This window comes from Ligilactobacillus sp. UO.C109, assembly GCF_026847815.1.
Classification (GTDB): Bacteria; Bacillota; Bacilli; order Lactobacillales; family Lactobacillaceae; genus Ligilactobacillus; species Ligilactobacillus salivarius.
This window is the reverse complement of sequence record NZ_JAPSFH010000023.1, coordinates 1-20081: the sequence shown is the minus strand read 5'-3', so window position 1 is coordinate 20081 and position 20081 is coordinate 1. Positions and strand designations below refer to the sequence as shown.

Annotated in this window: 19 protein-coding genes and 3 pseudogenes; 10 read left to right on the top strand and 12 right to left on the bottom strand. The window is 32.0% G+C overall.

Features of this window, described 5'->3' with window-relative positions; genetic code table 11:
* A partial coding sequence (locus OZJ21_RS04205) for a hypothetical protein (RefSeq protein WP_442916307.1) occupies positions 1-195 on the top strand: 195 nt, incomplete at its 5' end.
* Here the strand turns inward: OZJ21_RS04205 and OZJ21_RS04200 are convergent.
* Together OZJ21_RS04200 and OZJ21_RS09840 are read right to left on the bottom strand one after the other, a co-directional pair.
* Positions 153-1004, bottom strand: a pseudogene (locus OZJ21_RS04200) (GTP-binding protein); the annotation flags it as partial. The gene OZJ21_RS04205 and the pseudogene OZJ21_RS04200 sit on opposite strands and share 43 nt — an antisense overlap.
* A gap of 15 nt (positions 1005-1019) precedes the next feature.
* Positions 1020-1067, bottom strand: a pseudogene (locus OZJ21_RS09840) (hypothetical protein); the annotation flags it as partial.
* A gap of 534 nt (positions 1068-1601) precedes the next feature.
* On the opposite strand from OZJ21_RS09840, the gene OZJ21_RS04190 reads away from it, so the two are divergent.
* The 5 genes from OZJ21_RS04190 to OZJ21_RS04170 all read left to right on the top strand — a co-directional run bounded on the left by OZJ21_RS04190 (position 1602) and on the right by OZJ21_RS04170 (position 6071).
* Positions 1602-2171 carry a recombinase family protein gene (locus tag OZJ21_RS04190; RefSeq protein WP_003711238.1) on the top strand — a complete coding sequence of 190 codons (570 nt, stop codon included), beginning with the start codon at positions 1602-1604 and terminating at the stop codon, positions 2169-2171.
* A gap of 13 nt (positions 2172-2184) precedes the next feature.
* Positions 2185-2487: a hypothetical protein gene (locus OZJ21_RS04185; RefSeq protein ID WP_003711239.1), complete on the top strand. Its 303-nt coding sequence runs from the start codon at positions 2185-2187 to the stop codon at positions 2485-2487.
* A gap of 246 nt (positions 2488-2733) precedes the next feature.
* Entirely contained in the window at positions 2734-3231 is a 498-nt protein-coding gene (locus OZJ21_RS04180; protein WP_003711240.1) for a hypothetical protein, read from the top strand.
* A gap of 4 nt (positions 3232-3235) precedes the next feature.
* Positions 3236-3766, top strand: coding sequence for a PBECR4 domain-containing protein (locus OZJ21_RS04175; RefSeq protein WP_003711241.1), 531 nt, complete (start codon positions 3236-3238; stop codon positions 3764-3766).
* A 1096-nt stretch (positions 3767-4862) separates the two neighbouring features.
* Entirely contained in the window at positions 4863-6071 is a 1209-nt protein-coding gene (locus OZJ21_RS04170; protein ID WP_003711243.1) for a RepB family plasmid replication initiator protein, read from the top strand.
* Between the two features lie 586 nt (positions 6072-6657).
* Here the strand turns inward: OZJ21_RS04170 and OZJ21_RS04165 are convergent.
* Complete coding sequence (locus OZJ21_RS04165) at positions 6658-6801, bottom strand: hypothetical protein (protein WP_157664651.1); 144 nt, start codon at positions 6799-6801, stop codon at positions 6658-6660.
* Between the two features lie 1873 nt (positions 6802-8674).
* Positions 8675-9895, bottom strand: a complete 1221-nt coding sequence (locus OZJ21_RS04160) for an RNA-guided endonuclease TnpB family protein (protein ID WP_087449166.1) — start codon at positions 9893-9895, stop codon at positions 8675-8677.
* 216 nt (positions 9896-10111) lie between these two features.
* Between OZJ21_RS04160 and OZJ21_RS04155 the strand changes: the two genes are divergently transcribed.
* A complete protein-coding gene (locus OZJ21_RS04155) occupies positions 10112-10387 on the top strand; it encodes a hypothetical protein (RefSeq protein WP_003710983.1) in 276 nt (91 codons plus the stop codon).
* A gap of 225 nt (positions 10388-10612) precedes the next feature.
* Here the strand turns inward: OZJ21_RS04155 and OZJ21_RS04150 are convergent, their stop codons facing one another.
* Complete coding sequence (locus OZJ21_RS04150) at positions 10613-11128, bottom strand: hypothetical protein (RefSeq protein ID WP_003710985.1); 516 nt, start codon at positions 11126-11128, stop codon at positions 10613-10615.
* Between the two features lie 781 nt (positions 11129-11909).
* Between OZJ21_RS04150 and OZJ21_RS04145 the strand changes: the two genes are divergently transcribed.
* Together OZJ21_RS04145 and OZJ21_RS04140 are read left to right on the top strand one after the other, a co-directional pair.
* On the top strand, positions 11910-12971 hold the full coding sequence (locus tag OZJ21_RS04145) for a replication initiation factor domain-containing protein (RefSeq protein WP_223688915.1): 1062 nt from the start codon (positions 11910-11912) through the stop codon (positions 12969-12971).
* Positions 12964-13716 carry a LysM peptidoglycan-binding domain-containing protein gene (locus OZJ21_RS04140; protein WP_167589078.1) on the top strand — a complete coding sequence of 251 codons (753 nt, stop codon included), beginning with the start codon at positions 12964-12966 and terminating at the stop codon, positions 13714-13716. The genes OZJ21_RS04145 and OZJ21_RS04140 overlap by 8 nt, the downstream gene beginning before the upstream one ends.
* Positions 13717-13901: 185 nt before the next feature.
* On the opposite strand, the gene OZJ21_RS04135 is transcribed toward OZJ21_RS04140, so the two are convergent.
* From OZJ21_RS04135 to OZJ21_RS04120, 4 genes are read right to left on the bottom strand one after another with little or no spacing between them, the layout of a single operon-like run.
* A complete protein-coding gene (locus OZJ21_RS04135; protein WP_044006035.1) occupies positions 13902-15224 on the bottom strand; it encodes a PH domain-containing protein in 1323 nt (440 codons plus the stop codon).
* Positions 15205-15648, bottom strand: coding sequence for a PH domain-containing protein (locus tag OZJ21_RS04130; protein WP_044006034.1), 444 nt, complete (start codon positions 15646-15648; stop codon positions 15205-15207). The genes OZJ21_RS04135 and OZJ21_RS04130 overlap by 20 nt, the downstream gene beginning before the upstream one ends.
* Complete coding sequence (locus OZJ21_RS04125; protein WP_044006033.1) at positions 15645-15929, bottom strand: hypothetical protein; 285 nt, start codon at positions 15927-15929, stop codon at positions 15645-15647. Before OZJ21_RS04125 ends, OZJ21_RS04130 begins: the two co-directional genes overlap by 4 nt.
* Before the next feature lie 2 nt (positions 15930-15931).
* A complete protein-coding gene (locus tag OZJ21_RS04120) occupies positions 15932-16210 on the bottom strand; it encodes a DUF2089 family protein (protein WP_044006032.1) in 279 nt (92 codons plus the stop codon).
* Between the two features lie 208 nt (positions 16211-16418).
* Here OZJ21_RS04120 and OZJ21_RS04115 point away from each other — a divergent pair, with 208 nt between their 5' ends.
* A complete protein-coding gene (locus tag OZJ21_RS04115; protein ID WP_089144005.1) occupies positions 16419-16523 on the top strand; it encodes an enterocin L50 family leaderless bacteriocin in 105 nt (34 codons plus the stop codon).
* A gap of 782 nt (positions 16524-17305) precedes the next feature.
* Here OZJ21_RS04115 and tet(L) read toward each other — a convergent pair.
* The 3 genes and pseudogenes from tet(L) to OZJ21_RS04105 form a co-directional block, all read right to left on the bottom strand.
* Positions 17306-18682, bottom strand: coding sequence for a tetracycline efflux MFS transporter Tet(L) (tet(L), locus tag OZJ21_RS04110; RefSeq protein WP_268857498.1), 1377 nt, complete (start codon positions 18680-18682; stop codon positions 17306-17308).
* A gap of 33 nt (positions 18683-18715) precedes the next feature.
* Positions 18716-18778: pseudogene (locus tag OZJ21_RS09835) on the bottom strand (tetracycline resistance efflux system leader peptide).
* A 113-nt stretch (positions 18779-18891) separates the two neighbouring features.
* The coding region (locus OZJ21_RS04105; protein ID WP_268857497.1) for a tetracycline resistance ribosomal protection protein at positions 18892-20081 on the bottom strand (1190 nt) is incomplete at its 5' end.

Sequence of the window (20081 nt, the reverse complement as noted above, 5' to 3'; positions counted from 1 at the left end):
GAACTTGTACTCAAGGATTCACTCAAGCTGCTTGATGTGCTTAGGCTTTCGCTTAAGGATGAACTTGTACTCAAGGATTCACTCAATGAACTTGATGTGCTTAAGCTTTCACTCAAGGATGAACTTGTACTCAAGGATTCGCTCAACGAACTTGATGTACTTAAGCTTTCACTTAAGGATGATACTCCACTATAAAGGCGTATATATGCAAGACGTTGTCTTTTTTTTGTATATTCAATTTTGAAAACATTTCCGCAAAGTTCAGACGGACCTCGATGTGTTGATGAATAAAATTTATTAGTAATAACTTCTATAAGGTTATCAATCCCTATATTACTTTTTGCACTTCCGTGATAAACAGGGAACAGGGAACAATTCTGAAATCTTATGCTTTCCTCTTGTTCGAGTTCCCATGCTTCTAATGATTTACCGGACATATATTTCTCTAAAAGGTCATCGTTTCCCTCTATTACCGTATCCCATTGTTCAGATTCGGTAAAGTTCGTCACACACATATTAGGATACAGTTCTACCTTCTGTTTGATTACAATTTCGGCAGAAAGTTTCTCTTTAATATCCTGATAAACCGTTGATAAATCAATTCCATTTTGGTCAATCTTATTGATAAAAAAGATTGTGGGAATCCCCATTTTCCTAAGTGCATGAAATAATATACGAGTTTGTGCTTGTACGCCATCTTTTGCAGAAATCAGTAGAATTGCCCCATCTAAAACTGATAATGAACGATATACTTCTGCTAAGAAATCCATATGTCCTGGCGTGTCTATGATGTTCACCTTCGTATTTTCCCACTGAAAAGAGGTTATTCCTGTCTGAATTGTAATTCCTCTCTGACGTTCTAAAAGCGTATTATCCGTCCTCGTTGTACCTTTGTCCACGCTTCCTAATTCTGTAATCGCTCCACTGTTATATAATAAGCTTTCTGTTAAGGTAGTTTTTCCTGCATCAACATGAGCTAAAACTCCAATATTAATAATTTTCATGTGATTTTCCTCCATTCAAAAACCCAAAAGGGCATAAAAATCCCAGTGATAAATACTTTTATCACTGGGATTTTTATGCATAACCATAGGTATACAAAGCATACAGATATTCTCTGGATACTTTAGAATCACATGATAAAGGTATTCTTAAACTGGGTACAAAAAACTAAGCCCTCCTAAAAAAGGACATCTAATTATTTGTTCTCGCTATCAAATTGACAGTTTATTTAAGAATACCTTGCCGCATATTTATTAACTCCTTTTAAATAGTCACTTAAATAATAGCACGTAAGAGCATATTTGTAAAGGAATCTCCAATTTTTTATCAAAGCTCATTCATAAGTAGTAAATTAGTAGTAAATTGAGTGGTTTTGACCTTGATAAAGTGTGATAAGTCCAGTTTTTATGCGGATAACTAGATTTTTATGCTATTTTTAATTTAAAATTAATATAATTTTAATTTGATTAAAACATTTCACTTTTTACTCTCTCCTTGTTCAAAAACTGTCAACAGATTGAATACACCCAATATAGTGATATAATAATATTTGTAATGTATTCAGAAAATTATAGTCAAAAAAGAAATGGAGAATATTTATGATTTTTGGTTATGCTCGAGTTTCAACTCCCCAACAAAGCCTCGATGAACAAATCGAAAAATTGAGGCGTGCAGGTGCTGAGAAAATCTACTATGAAAAATTTACTGGTCGAACTAATAAACGACCTGAATTTCAAAAATTAAAGAAACGACTGTTACCAGGAGATGAATTAATTGTAACTAGGTTAGATCGTCTCGGACGCAAAACAAGCGAAACAACTAAATTCCTGGATGAATGTTTCAAACGTGATATAACAGTCAATGTTCTTAATATGGGACGTTTAGACGATTCTGCCGGTGGCAAATTGATGCGCAATGTAGTCCTAGCCTTCGCAGAATTTGAGCGTGATATGATTGTTACGAGAACCCAGGAAGGCAAGAAATACGCTAAATTGCATAATAAAAATTATCGTGAAGGACGTCCTAAACGGGTTATAACACCGAAATATAGAATGATATATGAGTATAAGACTTCTGGCCACTCATATACAGAAACTGCTAAGGCATTTGAAATTTCAAAATCCACTATTCAAAGGATAGTAAAGCAAGTGGAAAGTGAAGAACAGTAAAAGGAGTGATAGAATGACAAAACTTGATAAATTAATGGAAGATAATCAATTAACAGCAAGCCCCCTATTTTCAAATCAAGGAATCATGCCTGAATTGATAGATAGAGCCATGAAAGATAGTAATTTGAGTTATACATCTAAGGGGATATTGCTTGATTTAGTTAGATTTAATCAATCTGGAGCTACTAGCAACAAATTTGATCCAGATATACTCTATGCTATTAACAACAGCAAACTTGATGATAAGGAGCTTATAAAAAATGCCCTATCGGAATTGGAGAAGGGCGGCTACTTAACTCCCCTATCTAGTAAGTAACAATGTTATATCACAAAATAACACAGTTACAATATGTTATATAATGTATTATGCTTAATATCAGCAATTTATACATTAAAACATTTCACATCTTATTACATTTGATATAACTCGGTATAACGATAAAATAAGTTGAAATATTATGCTTATATATTTCATTCGTTATATAATGAAAATAACTCGTTATAATAATGTTATATGTATGCATTGATATATAGGTAATATAAATCTAACAGGGGTAATATTATGGAATATACTAGAAAGAAAATTGCAGAAGAAGCACAAGTTTCACCACAAAAGGTTTTTAGATACATAAAAGCTCATAATGTTGAGCCAACAAAAAGAGTAGGTCGCACTGATTATTTCTCAGAAGATGATGCTCATGAAATGCTGACGTTTTTTGCAGAAGAAAAGAAAGAGAGAGAAGTTAATCAAACTTCATCCGACGACTCTATCAGTAAAGATGAGTATATAACGACATTAAAGGCCCAAGTACAAGATTTACAAAAAAGACTTGATTCAAAAGAAGATGAGGTCTCCGAGTTACATAGGCTGCTGTCACAAGAGCAGCAATTAGCTAGAACGGAACAATCTAAGCGTTTAGAGCTTGAAGCAACTAACACAAAGCTCATAGAAGCGAATACAGACGTTCTAAATGAGAAAGATACAAAGATACAGGAACTAGAGAAAAAACTCTTAGAAGAGAAAAATAAGGGCTTCTGGTCGAGATTATTTGGAAGGTAAATATATGGCAATAAGTAAAATTGATTTTGATAAGTTAAAAAAAGGCTTTGAATTGTACGATAATTATTTCAAGAACTATGAGTATACTTATTTGTATAGAGTAGGAAATGAAGATAAAACATTGGTTGTCAGGTTTAGTAAAGCTAATTTCCAACATCTAACAGGCCTTTCGTATTACAGGGGTCCTAAGAAATTTTATGAAGATCTAGCAGACAATAGAATTGATATAAATAATTTAAATTACGATAAAAATGGATTTTCAAGGTTAAAGTTATCTGTCATTGAAAATCTAGAGATGCTTATAGGTGATATGGCCAGAGTATCAGAATCTGGTAAATTTAGACATCTGAGTTATGATAGTCTAATTAGGTCTAACAAGGCTATTTTAGCTATTGCTTGTAAGGGTCTTAAATCATTTAGTATTCCAATATCGTTACTGGCTTTGAGACAGGAGAAAATACATATTACAGCTTATAACGTTTTAGAAATTAAACGACAAAACTTAATTACAAAGAAAATTGAAAAATTAAAATAAAAAAAGCGCTGGTATGTCTTACCAACGCTTTTTAGTTACGCTCACAAGTTTTTCCGTTGCTTGCCAACCGGATAATCTAAGATGATTATCATAAAATCACAGGTTTTTCCGTTGCCTGCCAACCGGGTAGCACTTATGTCTACCAATTTCGTAACTTTCTACACTTATATAATAACATTTTATTGTTATTTTGTATATTTTTATGACTAAAGCATTCTCTAAAATTAACATTATTTATTTTGCCGATTATACATAAATCGTATGATAGTATACACTCCAACCATACAGACTGTTGCAATGATAATATCTATTATAACTTCAACGATTGTATCTGACGGTAAGTACCACATTAAAAAGGCATCACAAATAATATATCCAACTAAATAATAAATATCTTCTAAACTCATAATAATCACGTGCTTTCAAAGTATATTTCGAGTAAATTATATCGTGTCAACCAATATTATAATAGTCCTTTTTCTAAAGAAACTAGTAAATAAAAAGTCTAAATAAATATTGTACCTGCATTTATTAAAAGTACTGATATTACAATATATTGATTTATTAAACAACGAGTTAAAACTGTATTTAATAACGAGTTTATTTGAAATAGCTAGCTGAAACTATATTTAATGGCTAGTAGTGCATCTGAGTACTAGCCATTATGTATGTAAATATTGTCTGTATTTTTGTCTATTCTTTATCTTTTTCTTTTATATCTTTTTATCTTTTTCTTTTAGGCGAAAAAAAAGCTTATTAAATCAAGGTTTTTAGGACTGAACTACAGACAATTTTTGCAGTTACTACAGACAACTTTTGCAGTTACTACAGACAACTTTTGCAGTTACTACAGACAACTTTTGCAGTTACTACAGACAACTTTTGCAAACTACAGACAAATTAGTTATATATGTCTGTAGTATTGTGTGGTATTATATTGAATGTAAGATAAATTAGCGTATATAACAATAATACATAAACTACAGACAACTTTTGCAAACTACAGACAAATTATTTTAGTTGTCTATTTTAAGAATAAATAAGACTTAATTGCAGACAAAAATTGTCGTTTTTAATAAAAAGGATGGAAACATAGATGGACTTACAAAATAAAAAAGTCGTCCAAAGTAATACTTTAATTAAGGCTATTGCTAAAATGGATGCACTACCTTTAAAACTGTTTGAACTGGCAGTAGCTAATGTAGACACAAAAGAAAAAGATCCAGAAGTCGAGCTTGAAAAAGACTTGATTAGGACATTTTTGCCGAGAACTAATGCTTTACGACACGATTATCTACAGACAATTATGACAAACTTAATGGATAAAAGTACATTTACAGTAAAGTACACTAAAGAGAACGGAAAGAAAAAGACAGAAATCTTTGCACCATTTTCAAAAATTGAGTTCAGTGAAGATGAATCAACGGTTAAATTATCATTTTCTAATAAAATAATGCCGTATATAACGGAGTTGAAGAAGAACTTTACACAGTACAGAATTGAAGATTTAAGGCACTTTACGTCATCTAATACAATCACTATATACAAGGTATTGATGATGTACTATAACCAATATACTAACTATATAGCTAATGGGAAAAGAACTAAAGAAGAGCTAGAGAGTTTTTTAAATCCAGTTATTGACGTTTCTGAGTTAAAAGCACTGACAGTACAAGGTAAAAAGAGCTATGATCGTTTCTCAGACTTAAAAAAGCGAGTAATTGAACCAGCAATAAAAGAAATTAACGAGCATACTGAATTTAACATTACATACGATACTATTAGGGTCGGCAGAAAGATAGCAAAGATTCAGTTCCATATATCCAATAATTCAACAGAAAAGCTAATAGGGGAACTTACAGCTGAGAAGAAATTATCGCTATCAGACGTCCAAAATTCGCCATATACAGCGTTATTACTTGGAGCAATGATAGTAAATTTCGCAGATGCAAATAATGAATCGCTGATGATGAGCTTAGGGGAAAATGTATATCCTAAGTATGATGTATTCGTAAATAAACACTCATTAGATGACCTACAAAAACATTTGAAGTACGTTAAGGATCATATGAACTCCAAGCCAAATGAACTAGATAAGTATCTAATAAAGGCTCTAGACGACTTTGAAAAGAATAAGGGTAAATATGCCAAAAGAGATAAGAGTAAGCTCAAACAGAAAGAAAAATTACCTGATTGGGCTAAGGATGATACTGCTCAAAAAAATATCCTGACAGAGAAAGGAATACAAAGAAGTAAAGAGATAGATGAACTACTTGAGAAGATTAATAAAGATACTAGTGACTAAAAACTACCTTTGCCATTAAAAATATGTGATAATACTCCTATCAAATTAAAGATAGGGGTATTTTTATGAAATCAATATTTGAACTAACAGTTATATTTCTAGATAGAACTGACTATTCATTACTCCCATAAAAACACCTCAAATTTTAATACGTAGTTTTTTATATAGTCTATAATAACATAAAATATATAAAAAGGTATATAATAGATAACAATATATAGTTAACGTACTTTTTTATATTTTAAAGTGCTATAAACGTTGATATAAAGGTATTTCTTTCCTCCCTAATGTAATAGAATGTATACATATAAATGTATCTTTTTAAGGCGCATGCAAATAAAAAAATAAAATAAAATAAAAAAACTTATAAAGCTCATCAACTTAATTACTAAAATAATTTCTCTATTTTTTAACTAGACTAAACTTGCAGTTCTAGCAAATTGTGGTTCAGCAAGACATTGGGTCGCTCCGCTTATGCTAAAACTCAAGATAATCTACAACCATGCTATTTAAAGCAAAAAAAACAGCGACTCTCAAAGAGAACCGCTGAAATGACTATCTTCCGTTGGTAACCAACTATCAGAACTTAATCATTAAGCCAACTAACCAAGCGTTCAATAGCCTTTTTAATTGCAATTTTACCAGTTCTAATAACTGCGAGAGCTACTAGCTTAGCAAAACGTTTTACGTGCTTGTTAGGCACGATAATGAGTATAATAACGAACTTCACGGAGGATTCCTCCTTTCGTGTCGCTAAGGTTAGTCAAACCTTGCTGAACACAAATAGCATTATAACAAAAAAAATGTTATAATAAGTGTGTAATGAGTATAAATAGCGCTGAACACAGAAGACTAGAATTAGTCACTCTAGTTATTGAACATCGGTGTTAGCTTGGGCGGTTTGGATACCGCCTTTTTTCGTGCTGTCAGATGCATTCTAAGCATGACTTCAAGTCCAAATAAGGCAGTAACTCATTAAATTAGTAAAGATCACGCCTTAGAAACCTTGATTTAATAGCTTTTCTAGCTGATTTATGGTACAATTAAACTTGTAGTAATTAATGATCTACTCTGAAATTACTACATCATAACCACGTAAAAAAAGATAGAGTCGATTAATTTAATCGGCTCTATTTGCTATCTAAAATCAATTTTAAGGCATTTTAAATCATTCTGAGTGTAATTTATTCAAAGGCTGTAAAACGTCAAATAACCCCCTTAATTTTGGTTTGAAGTTATATACAGAAAAAAGATAAAAAAAGCCATAGGTACCTTTGTACGGTTTTTTATTTATATTAATTTTATATTTTTTAAAATACTATAAATTATTCTTAATCATTATTATTATTATTTAGATAAGCTTTAGAGATAATTTTAGTTACATTTTCCCCATTAACATTCCATCTTTGAGCATAATTTTTGAAAAATTGTAATTCATCACGTAATGATTTATTTTCTTCTTCTAAGGTTTTTATTTTTGCCGAACTAATATTATTTTTGATTTTCGATTTTTAAATTTAATTTTGAGCCAAAAAAATTTCTTAAATTCAATTTTTCTTTTTCAAAAAAATTAAACAAAGAAAAAAATCTTCAACCCCACTTAACGAATTTTGAGAATAAAATTTTTGCATCTTCTAAACTGGAGTACAGAGTTAAAGAGCATAAGAGAAAATGGTCCCACAGGTGCGTGGGAGCCGATAGTATCGGCGTTTTCTTAGGGACTTAATTTTCTCGTGTGTAACACACTATACTAACTAATACAACACAGTTGTAACACAACTTGTAGCACACTTATATCACGTGCCACATTTGTATCACTTTTCAAAAACTAAAATTTATTTTTTGTGGGACAAACGTCTTACAATTATTTTTCTTCCAGTTTCCTTTTTTCTTACGAAAAAAACTGGAAGAAAAATTTTCTCTGCTATATAAATATTATAAAAATAAAAAAAGAGCTTAAAAAACTAAGCTCCTCAAAAAACATTAAAAAAATTTGGTCGTCACAAATATGATGGCTATTTTTTATAGCATTTTAAAAATGTTTAACAAATGTTTTACGTAAAATAAGCGTAAAACAAAGTGTAAATTAGTTGTAAAACAAGTGTTAAATAGCTGTGTAACAAGCGAGAAAATTTGGTCATTGAGAGAATGCCGACACTGTCGGCTCATCCGCCTACGGATGACCATTCTCACTTATGCTCTTTAGCTTAGTTGTACAGAATGCAGAGCTTCGTTTTACAACTTAGCTAAATGATTTTGTAGTTTTGCTTCTTTCGTTTCGTTTTTCAAAAAATAAAAAAGAGCTTATTTTCGAGCTCTTAAAAATTATTCTATCCAGTTCACATAATTTTTTACTTCGTTATTCCAGAGAAAAATAATTTTTTCTGTTTCAGCAGCAGAAGTATTTTCTCCTTGAACTACCTGTGATTAAAATTACAGGTAGTTCAAGATAGGAAAGATGAAATCAGTCAACTGCCCCAGTCTAAAGACATGGGGCTTGTAGCTCACGACCTTACGGTCAGTGGTAATAGCGCAACTTCGTTGCTCCCACACTATACGTGGCTACATTTGGGTGGTTGACAACACCCTAGATTACCAACATGTCAGTCGGTAACGTTAGTTAATTCAAATTTAGGATTTTCAATTCCAGAAATATATTGCTTACCTAATTCGTACAAGTTCATAGCTCCAACACGGTCATCATTAGTTTTAAACCCACAGAAAACACAGTCATATCTATGTATTCTATGATTACGATTTTCTTTTCTAATTTGACCGCATTTAGGGCATCTTTGGCTAGTGTATTTAGCTGATACAATCAAGACTTGGCTTTGGCTTTTACGTGCTTTATAAGCTAATTTAGTTTGTAAATCATAAAAAGCCCATGAATGTAATTCTCTAGTTTGATTCTTGTTAGAATTAGTTTTTTCAAAAGTAACTCCAGATAAATCTTCCAAAACGAACAAGCTATTTTGACCGTAAGTGTCAACAAGTGTCTTAGATAGGCAATGGTTAACATCACTTATCCAACGGTTCTCTTTTTGACTTAGTCTTTTTAGTTTTCGCTTGGCAGATTTAGTTCCTTTACTTTGGAGTTGACTACGTAAATAGGCATACTTTCTACGTTTATAAGCAATAGCTTTACCATTTTTAAAACTGGTTTTACCTTTTTCGTCATAGCTAGTAACAATTTGTCTTAATCCACGATCAAGACCGATAATGTGTTGATTATGTTCTTTTTCCCAGTCATCAGTTTCAATGGTAACTGGAATGTGTAAAAACCAATGTTTTTTAAGCTGAACTAACTTAGCTGTACCTAGTTTGTAATTAGGATCAAAAAAGTTTAAATAATTGCCATTAAAAGCAACTTTTATTCTTTGTCCTAAGACATTCATAGATATTTTTGAGCCTTGTTCAACAAAAGAATAGTTGATATTACGTACATAATCAGCTTGTGGACGTGAGAATTTAACTGCTTTATGTAGCCAAGATAAATCACGCTTTTCATGGTACCATTCACCAGTATTTTGGTCTTGATAACGATAAGGACGTTGTTTTAATTGAGTTTCAACAGTCTTGTAACGAGTTTCAACGGTACGGTAGGTAGACTGAACCATGGCTGAATTAATTTCTTTAGATTCAGCACGTAAATAGTGATACATCTCTTTGTTGAATTTTTTACGATTTACCTTACAATCATTATCAAAACACCACTGACTAACAAGGTTACATAAACGTTGATATTCCTTAGTTACGGCTTTAAATTGAGCAACTTGTTCTTGATTAGGATATAAACGTACTTTAGCTGTAATTACTGTTTTCATTTGATTTCACCACCTTTTATCCATATCTTTATTATAACATATCGGATAAAAGAAAGACACAAAATAGCTCCAAAAGGAGCTATTACTAGGACTTATATCCCCTCACTAAAGTAAGGGGGTTTACGCCCATTTGTCAGTGAAAAAGCTCAAGCTAGTAGTCAAGCTGCAGCTCAAAAAGCTAGTGAAAGCCAAGCGCAAGCCAAAAGTGAGGCTAGTTTGAAAGAACAATCAGATAACGATGCCAAAGTCGGTCAACTGAAGAAAGATATTGCTGAATTATCAGATGGCTTTACTCCTGAATATCATATTCCATCCTTACCATCAGAAGAAGTACAGAGATTAAAAGCCAATTTTACTAGAGAACGTTATAATCAATTATTATCAGAACTAGAGCAAATGAAAAAAGAGAAAAAAATAAGCTTTACAGATTATAGCGATATAAGGTTTAGACTAAATCAAATTAATGGCGAATTAAAGGATCAAGGAAAATAAAAAAGGCTATAAACGTTGATTACATAGCGTTTATAGCCTTTTAATCTAATGTTTTTTCTTTTCATAGTAGTATAATAAAGGAATTTCTACCAATTCTATTATTACTGCAAGAGCAAAAATCCAAGTGTGTCCTGATTGGAGATAGTAATTAACAGAAAGTGCAACAACTACCAAAAAACCAAAAAAAGTTTTAATCCAAAAGTATTTCATAGAGTTATCTTCTCTTTAGTTTATAACGTAATAGGACACAGTATTCAAAGACATGGAAGCACCTGATTTATAAACGATTTTTACTCTTTTACCTTGATAATATGCTTGAGTTATAGCATTTTTAAAGTTAGGATTTTGGAATCCACCTAAACCAATAACGGTACCTAAAATAGGATTTTTCGCACCGATAATACCTCCAAGTATAGAACTAGCAAGATTAACATTATTGATATTATTAAAAATCTGACGGACATCACTTTTTGACAGGATTTGAGAGGATGTATATGCAACTGAACGTTCAGTTCTTGGTAAGATATCTACGCCAACTAAAGTTTCAGTAGATGAGATATCCATACTAGAAGCAATAGTTATTGCTTGATTGTAAGTATATCCATTATCTAAAAGCGTATTAACTACTACTTCTTTATTAGTTGAATAGGTATCAGCTTTTACCGAAGTAGTGGCAAAAGATACACAAATAAACGCTAAAAATGCAACAACAAAACTAACGAATTTTGTACTTACTTTCATTTTCTTACTCCTTTCTAAAGCGACTATTAAATGTTATATTGTAACCGCTTGTATTATAACAAAAGAAACCATTCTTATAAAATAAAAGCTATTAAATCAAGGTTTCTAAGGCGTGTTTACAACGGTTTTAATGGTTTATTATCCAGATTCAACTTGAACGCTTGCTTAGAATGCGTCTGACAAACAAAAAAGAGCGGTTTTTATCCCGCTCCCAATTAACGACGTCGTACTACTTCTGAGTTGGTTAGACTCTTTGTACAATGTGTAATTATTTTCCTAAGACTAATTATAACACAATAACTGGTATGTTAGAATTATTTATGTGCAATGCTAAGGCTGGTAACCTTAAGACGCACAGAGAGGAGGTATCCTCTTTTGAAAATCTTTGTAGTTATTTTCCTCGTGCCTAATAAGCACGTTAAAAAGTTAATTAAAAAGGCTATTAAATGTCTGCTTAATTGGTTAGAAGATTAATTTCTGAAAGCTAGTTACCGGCAGGAGATGGTTGTTTCAGCGGTTCTCTTTTGAGAGTCGCTGTTTTTTTTATGCTTTAAATTGCATGGTTGTAGATTAACTAGAGTTCTAGCAAAAGCGTAGCGACCCAATATCTTGCTGAACCACAATTTGCTAGAACTGCAATTTTAATCTAGTTAAAAAATAGAGAAATTATTTTAGTAATTAAGTTGATGAGCTTTATAAGTTTTTTTTATTTTTTTTATTTGCGCACGCCTTAAAAAGATACATTTATATGTATACATTCTATTACATTAGGGAAAAAGAGATGCCTGTTACATCAACGATTAAGCAGACATTACAGACATCAATTGACTGGCTAGAATTTACGATTTTTCAGTTGAGCTATGAAGATGTTATTGAACGTATTTTACAGTTAAAAATAGAAGATTTCGCAGATCTAAGTAAAGGGAAATTTGGCTATAATGCGCAGACCAAGTGGGGCAATGGAAACCTGTTTGTTCTGTTTAACCAAGTTGATGATGAACCATGTATTAATCATATGGGTGTACATGTGATATTATCTGGGACTGGATGTAGAGCGTATGAAAGTCAGAAATCATTGTATACATTGATTAATGTCTTGGTAGCTCTAGAGAATCAAGCAAAACTCAGTCGCATAGACTTGGCCATTGATGACTTTAAGGACGAATTAATTAAGTTTAGTCGTATCAGAAAAGCAGCATTAAGGTCTGAATTTACGTCACGCTGGAATAAGTGGGACGAATTGAACAGCCGAAGTACTGGGGACGGTAAGCTACTAGGTCAAACAATGTATTTTGGCTCTCAAACATCTGATATTTTTTGCCGGATATACGACAAAGCACTGGAGCAAAAACGCAAAGTAAAGGATAAAGATAAGGAAATTCCGGAAAAGTGGACCAGGTTGGAAATTGTTTATCGGAAAGAAAGAGCTAAGATGTTAGCTCTACATATGATTGAGTGTAGTAATGTGGGGTTAGTGATAAGGCGTACATTGCAGCAGTACATAAGGTTTGTTCAACGTCCTAAAAACTCTAAAGATAGTAATAAATCACGCTGGAAAACGGCAAAATGGTGGGAAAGATTACTCGAGAATGTGGAGCCATTAAAGCTCACTGTTAAGAGACAAGATAAAACAGTTGATGAAATGATTAAATGGCTTGATAAGCAGATAGGACCTACTTTAGCAACTGTTGTAACTGCATTAGACGGAGAGATTAACTGGCTGTATAAGCTGATTTCAAATGGTAATACAAGGCTTAAAAACAAGCACCAACAGGCTATTTTCCAGTATCAACAAGAGAGAGAAAAGAAACAAAGAAAGCATAAGGGGGACGAGAATGGTTAGATGTTACAACCTATTAGCAGAAATAGGGAAAGAAGATAGATTCACTGCCAAAGAGATTGAATTTCTAGCGAATAAGGGTGTGAGAGCTTGCATTATTGAGCTTACTCAAGGTGTTAGCTGGGTAAACCTGCATGAACTCGAGTTAAAACACGCCTGTCAGCACGCTAATATGCTATATCATTTCAAACATAAGGCAGATTTCAAAAATAAAGATGAAGCTATAAAAGAAGCATGGCACTTTGGCGAATACCTACATAGTACTAAGTTAAATGATGAGACTGCTCTAGTGTTAGATGTATCTAGTATGGTGATTGATGATGATACGATAGAGAATATCAGGACATTTCGAAGTGTAATAAAAGAGTTCGGATATAAGAGAACTGGGTTGCAATTCAGAACTGAAAGTCTGCTGACAAGCTTTGATAACTGCGATTATGACAACCTATGGGCTATTAATTACTATGCCTGTAATGCAGGTATTGACGGCGTTGGAACATGGCGTTTTACAAACGACTGGCATGGGCTAAACGTGAAGATGTCATATGATTTTCTCGGCTACTATACTGAGATACTAGGCAATCAGGGTATTCAGCTAGATTTGAGTAATACCTACACTGTACGCCCTGGCGATACACTTTGGCTTGTGGCCTACCAGCATGGAATCAGCGTTGAAGAACTGCTTAAAATCAATGGATTAACGTATGATAGCTCCTTGAGAGTTGGTCAGAAGCTGCAAGTAGCGTAAAGACTAAAGTTACACCACGAATTAAAGGCAATGCATCAAGTGAGGGAGTTGGCTCGCGCACAGGGACGTGGAACCCTGTGGAACCACGAGTACGAGACAACGACTGAACGCAGATGCATTGCCTTTTATGTGTATTGTATAACTACAGTTATTATTTTGAACTGTTTCTAATTAAAGTTAAATTTTTATTTTTCTAAATTTATGAAAGTAGTTTTTATACCTTTTTGAATATTAAAAGTTAAGGATTTAACTACTATTTTACCGATTATTTTTTGTGACTTACTTGCAATAAGGTTAATTGGTAGTAAGTATTCCTTCTTATTTAAGAATCCCTTTGTTATTTTACAAAAATCTCCATGAATCATTACTTTTGTAAATAAAATATTAGATACATGTCTTTCGGATAAATAGATTACAATTAAGCTTAATTGCCAACTAATATTGAAAGTATGTAGTACCATATATAGAACTATTATAGAAAATAGGAATAGAATTACTCTAAAAATTCCAATACTGTTTTTATTTTTTAATAGGTCTTCCGAAATTTCAGGGAAATGTTTTTGAATTATGAAATTTTTATTTTTTAAGGAAGTTAATGGAAATAAAAAGTTTTGTGAATAGCTTTTACCTTGATTCTCATTAGAGAGAATTGCTGATATATTAATTGTTTTAAAAAATCTCATATTTAGTGAACTTTTTATTTCAATACCTTTGATATTATCTTTGTGTATTTTATTTATATCCCGAATAATAAATCCGTTTTTTATAATGAATTCATTATCGTTTTCCTTTAAAGTAAAATTTCCATACTTAAAATATTGAACTAATATAGAAAGTGTCATAAGTATGACAATAGATACTAGATTTACTACAAGAGAATTTGAAATATAATCTTTTGCAGATTTATGTATATTTAAAAATTCTAGTAAATCAGATAAAAATAAATAAATTAAGATATAGTTTGAAGATAATATAGATGTTTTAAAAATAGTTGAAAAACTTATTTTTTCAGTTAAATCCCGTATTTGAGATTTTTGAGCATATAATTGGTCTTTTTTGATCGAATTCTGTGAAAGAAAAGCAAGTAAAATATTTAATACTCTAGGCGATATGGCAGAAAAGGTAATCTCATTTTCTTCTTCTTCTGAGCCAGAAAAGAAAATAGTTAAGCCTTTTGTATTAAATAACTTATGATAAAAATTATTTTCAATACGAGTGTTAGAAATAATTAAACTGACATTATCTGTAGATATATGTAATGTACGAATAATAATAGTACCGTAATGAATATAAAGATTGTTATCCTTAACTACGAAATAAGTTGTGAAATATCCTAATATTATGCGAAAAATTGACAATATATATCCTATAATTAATATTCCTAATGCTAGTTTGAAATTTTTAAAAATAAGAAGTAGTACTTTAAAAAAAGGGTAACTCCAAATACTCGCAACTAGTAAGCTTGTGAATTCTAATAGAAAATATTTTTTAGATTGTCTGTACTTCATAAAGATAGTCACTTTTAGTTAAATTTATAGTTTCAGTTACCCCTTCTAAAGATATATCACGAGCTAAAGTACGAAATTTTACTTCTTTTAAACCAAATATATGCATAAAAATATTTTGCTGTTCTAATATGATATATACCTTTTTTATAGGAATAGAACAACTAGTTTTAAAGAATTTTCCTTTATCTAGATGAACAGTTTCTTTTGTAATGGTAACTTTTGCAGTTTTATAGTAATTATAGTTGGATATAACTTCCAATATAAAAACTACAATAGCAAAAATAGAAAATCCTGAAATAGTATAACTATTGTAGAAATTGAAACGATATAACAAATAGCTGCTTATAAGATAAATGATTAAATCGCCAAAGAAGACCAGAAAATTTTTGTAAATTATATATTTACGATTAACAGTTAGTATCATTTGGATTTAAATCGTTCCTTTGCTAATTTATCTTGCTTTTTTTTACGTAATTCTTCCTTAGACGTATATGCCATAAGAAAGAAGATAATGGCAATAGTAAAATAACCTAAAACTCCAATATAAGAAATTTTATGACTTAAAGCGGAATATATACCAAATATAGTTACTAAGATTGGTAATACAGCAATTGAATAACGCCATTTAATATGAGGGGTTATAGCATGTTGAATAATCATTCCAATAATAATATATGTTAATGGGTTGGATAATAGTTGATTCAAAATTATTCCTCCAGTTGTTTTTTATGTTTAGAATATAGAACTTCAGCAATTGAAGATGTTAAAATGTCTTCGTCTACTAAGAATTCAAGGTACTCTTTAAATTCGGATTTTTGCTTCATATTTGAGTTGAGTTTCTTTTTAATTTTTTGTATTCTCTTTCTCAATAGAAAATACGATAATCCAGTTTTTACTGAAAGCTTTGATAATTTAAAGTCAACATTTACCATTTGTTTTATAAATTGTAGCTCTTCTTCGGTTAATGTTTCGTACCATTTTTTCAAGTAATTACACCTTCTTTTGAATAAAGTTAAGAAAAATAAAAATTATACGAAATTTATACACAACACATAAAACAATTAACCTTAATATAAGCCACTTTTCTCAGTGAAACATGAATTTTTATAAATGTCAACCGTAAATATATTATAAAAAGTGATATAAAATATAAATGAACTGATAGAAAGTACAGTATGACAGGAGGTAGAGAAAATGTCAGCTTTAGCAAAACTTATTGCAAAATTTGGTTACAAAAAGATTATGCAACTAATCGGTGAAGGATGGACAGTTAACCAAATCGAAAAAATGTTTAAATAAATTGAGAATGCCCCCTTTTATCATCTTTATATAAGCTTGATAAAGGGGGTTTTAGAATAAAAAATACCATTACAATTCAAACTTACAATGGAGAGCAGATCAAACCTACAATTGGACCTATAAAAATATTTACCCCGTAACCTAATGCAGATCCGGTAGTTTCTAGTAGTTTTAATGAGAGTGAATTTGCATTCTACAAACTGCATAACTCATATGTAAATCGCTCCTTTTTAGGTGGCACAAATGTGAGGCATTTTCGCTCTTTCCGGCAACCACTTCCAAGTAAAGTATAACACACTATACTTTATATTCATAAAGTGTGTGCTCTGCGAGGCTGTCGGCAGTGCCGACCAAAACCATAAAACCTTTAAGACCTTTCTTTTTTTTACGAGAAAAAAGAAACAAAAAAACCTGCCCTCTGCCACCTCAGCAAAGGGGGGTTTTGCTCTCGTGCTCGTTTAAAAATCAGCAAGGGACAGGTAGTATTTTTTGAGAAGATCACTCAAAAAATCTCCACCTTTAAACCCAAACCCTTGCCAATTTTTATTTTGTCCGTTTTGTCTAGCTTACCGAAAGCCAGACTCAGCAAGAATAAAATTTTTATTGTCTTTCGGTTTTCTAGTGTAACGGACAAAACCACTCAAAATAAAAAAGATACAAGAGAGGTCTCTCGTATCTTTTATTCAGCAATCGCGCCCTTTAATGGAACAAAAAGATTTGAATTCCTGTTATAAAAAAAGGATCAATTTTGAACTCTCTCCCAAAGTTGATCCCTTAACGATTTAGAAATCCCTTTGAGAATGTTTATATACATTCAAGGTAACCAGCCAACTAATGACAATGATTCCTGAAAAAAGTAATAACAAATTACTATACAGATAAGTTGACTGATCAACTTCCATAGGTAACAACCTTTGATCAAGTAAGGGTATGGATAATAAACCACCTACAATTGCAATACCTGTTCCCTCTGATAAAAAGCTGGTAAAGTTAAGCAAACTCATTCCAGCACCAGCTTCCTGCTGTTTCAAGCTACTTGAAACAATTGTTGATATAACTGTTTTGGTGAACGAAAGCCCACCTAAAACAAATACGATTATAATTGTCATGAACCATGATGTTGTTTCTAAAAGAAAGGAAGCAGTTAAAAAGCTAACAGAAATAAATGTAACTCCGATGTTTAACACGTATAAAGGACCTCTTCTATCAACAAGTATCCCACCAATGTAGCCGAAAATAATGACACTCATTGTTCCAGGGGAAATAATTACACTTCCGATTTCGGCAGTACTTAGCTGGTGAACATCTTTCATCATATAAGGAACCATAGAGACAAACCCTGCTACTGTTCCAAATATAATTCCCCCACAAAGAACTCCAATCATAAAAGGTATATTTTTCCCTAATCCGGGATCAACAAAAGGATCTGTTACTTTCCTGATATGTTTTACAAATATCAGGAATGACAGCACGCTAACGATAAGAAAAGAAATGCTATATGATGTTGTAAACAACATAAAAAATACAATGCCTACAGACATTAGTATAATTCCTTTGATATCAAAATGACCTTTTATCCTTACTTCTTTCTTTAATAATTTCATAAGAAACGGAACAGTGATAATTGTTATCATAGGAATGAGTAGAAGATAGGACCAATGAATATAATGGGCTATCATTCCACCAATCGCTGGACCGACTCCTTCTCCCATGGCTACTATCGATCCAATAAGACCAAATGCTTTACCCCTATTTTCCTTTGGAATATAGCGCGCAACTACAACCATTACGAGTGCTGGAAATGCAGCTGCACCAGCCCCTTGAATAAAACGAGCCATAATAAGTAAGGAAAAGAAAGAATGGCCAACAAACCCAATTACCGACCCGAAACAATTTATTATAATTCCAAATAGGAGTAACCTTTTGATGCCTAATTGATCAGATAGCTTTCCATATACAGCTGTTCCAATGGAAAAGGTTAACATAAAGGCTGTGTTCACCCAGTTTGTACTCGCAGGTGGTTTATTAAAATCATTTGCAATATCAGGTAATGAGACGTTCAAAACCATTTCATTTAATACGCTAAAAAAAGATAAAATGCAAAGCCAAATTAAAATTTGGTTGTGTCGTAAATTCGATTGTGAATAGGATGTATTCACATTTCACCCTCCAATAATGAGGGCAGACGTAGTTTATAGGGTTAATGATACGCTTCCCTCTTTTAATTGAACCCTGTTACATTAATTACACTTCATAATTAATTCCTCCTAAACTTGATTAAAACATTTTACCACATATAAACTAAGTTTTAAAAAATATTTCATCTTATTTAACAAGAAACCATATTTATATAACAACATAAAATACACTAAGTTATTTTATTGAACATATATCGTACTTTATCTATCCGACTATTTGGACGACGGGGCTGGCAAACAGGTTCACCGGTAGTAACATGGTACCCTTTTAACTCTGTTAAACAAACACTACGTCCATTTGTAAAGGAAGTTAAATCACTACGATATTCTTGAATACACCGAGCAGGGATTTCTCCACTAAGAATGACCTCATTATTTTTCAATTGAGTGTCTACGATGTTCGCACAATATTTAGGAGCATCGTTGTATGCTCGTGAAAGATATTCCTGTGGCGCATAAATTTTAAAACTAAGATATGGCTCTAACAATTCTGTTCCAGCTTTTTTTAAGACTTGTTCCAATACAATAGGAGCAAGCATCCGAAAATCTGCTGGGGTACTAACAGGGCTATAGTATAAGCCATACTTAAAACAGATTTTACAATCCGTCACATTCCAACCATATAATCCTTGTTCGCAACCATAGCGTATCCCTTCCATAACTGCATTTTGAAATGATTGATTTAAGTATCCAAGAGAAACCGAGCTCTCATACTGCATTCCACTTCCCAACGGAAGCGGTGATACAGATAAACCAATGGAAGCCCAGAAAGGATTTGGCGGCACTTCGATGTGAATGGTATATTCTGCATTTTTTAACGGTCTCTCCATATAAATGACTGTAGGCTCTTTTAGTTCTATCTCCACATGATACTTTTCTTGCAACAGTGCACTAATCACTTCCATTTGTACTTTCCCTAAGAAAGAAAGTATAATTTCATGTGTCGTAGAATCCACGTAATATCGTAGAAGCGGATCACTATCTGAGATTTCCAAAAGGGCATCAAGCAACATTTCTCTCTGTTCAGGTTTACTCGGTTCAACAGTTGTTTGTAGTAGAGGGTGCGGATTTTCAATCTTTTTTCTCTGTGGCAATAGTTTTGTATCTCCAATAACACTATTTAACTTCAAAAACTCATTTGGCAAAATAACAATTTCTCCAGAATAAGCTCTATCAATCTTACATAATTCACCATTTATTGAAGTATACATTTCTGTAACTTTTATTTTTTCTTTTTCTGATTCTGATACTCTAACCGAATCTCGTAAATGTAGTACTCCACTATAAAGGCGTATATATGCAAGACGTTGTCTTTTTTTTGTATATTCAATTTTGAAAACATTTCCGCAAAGTTCAGACG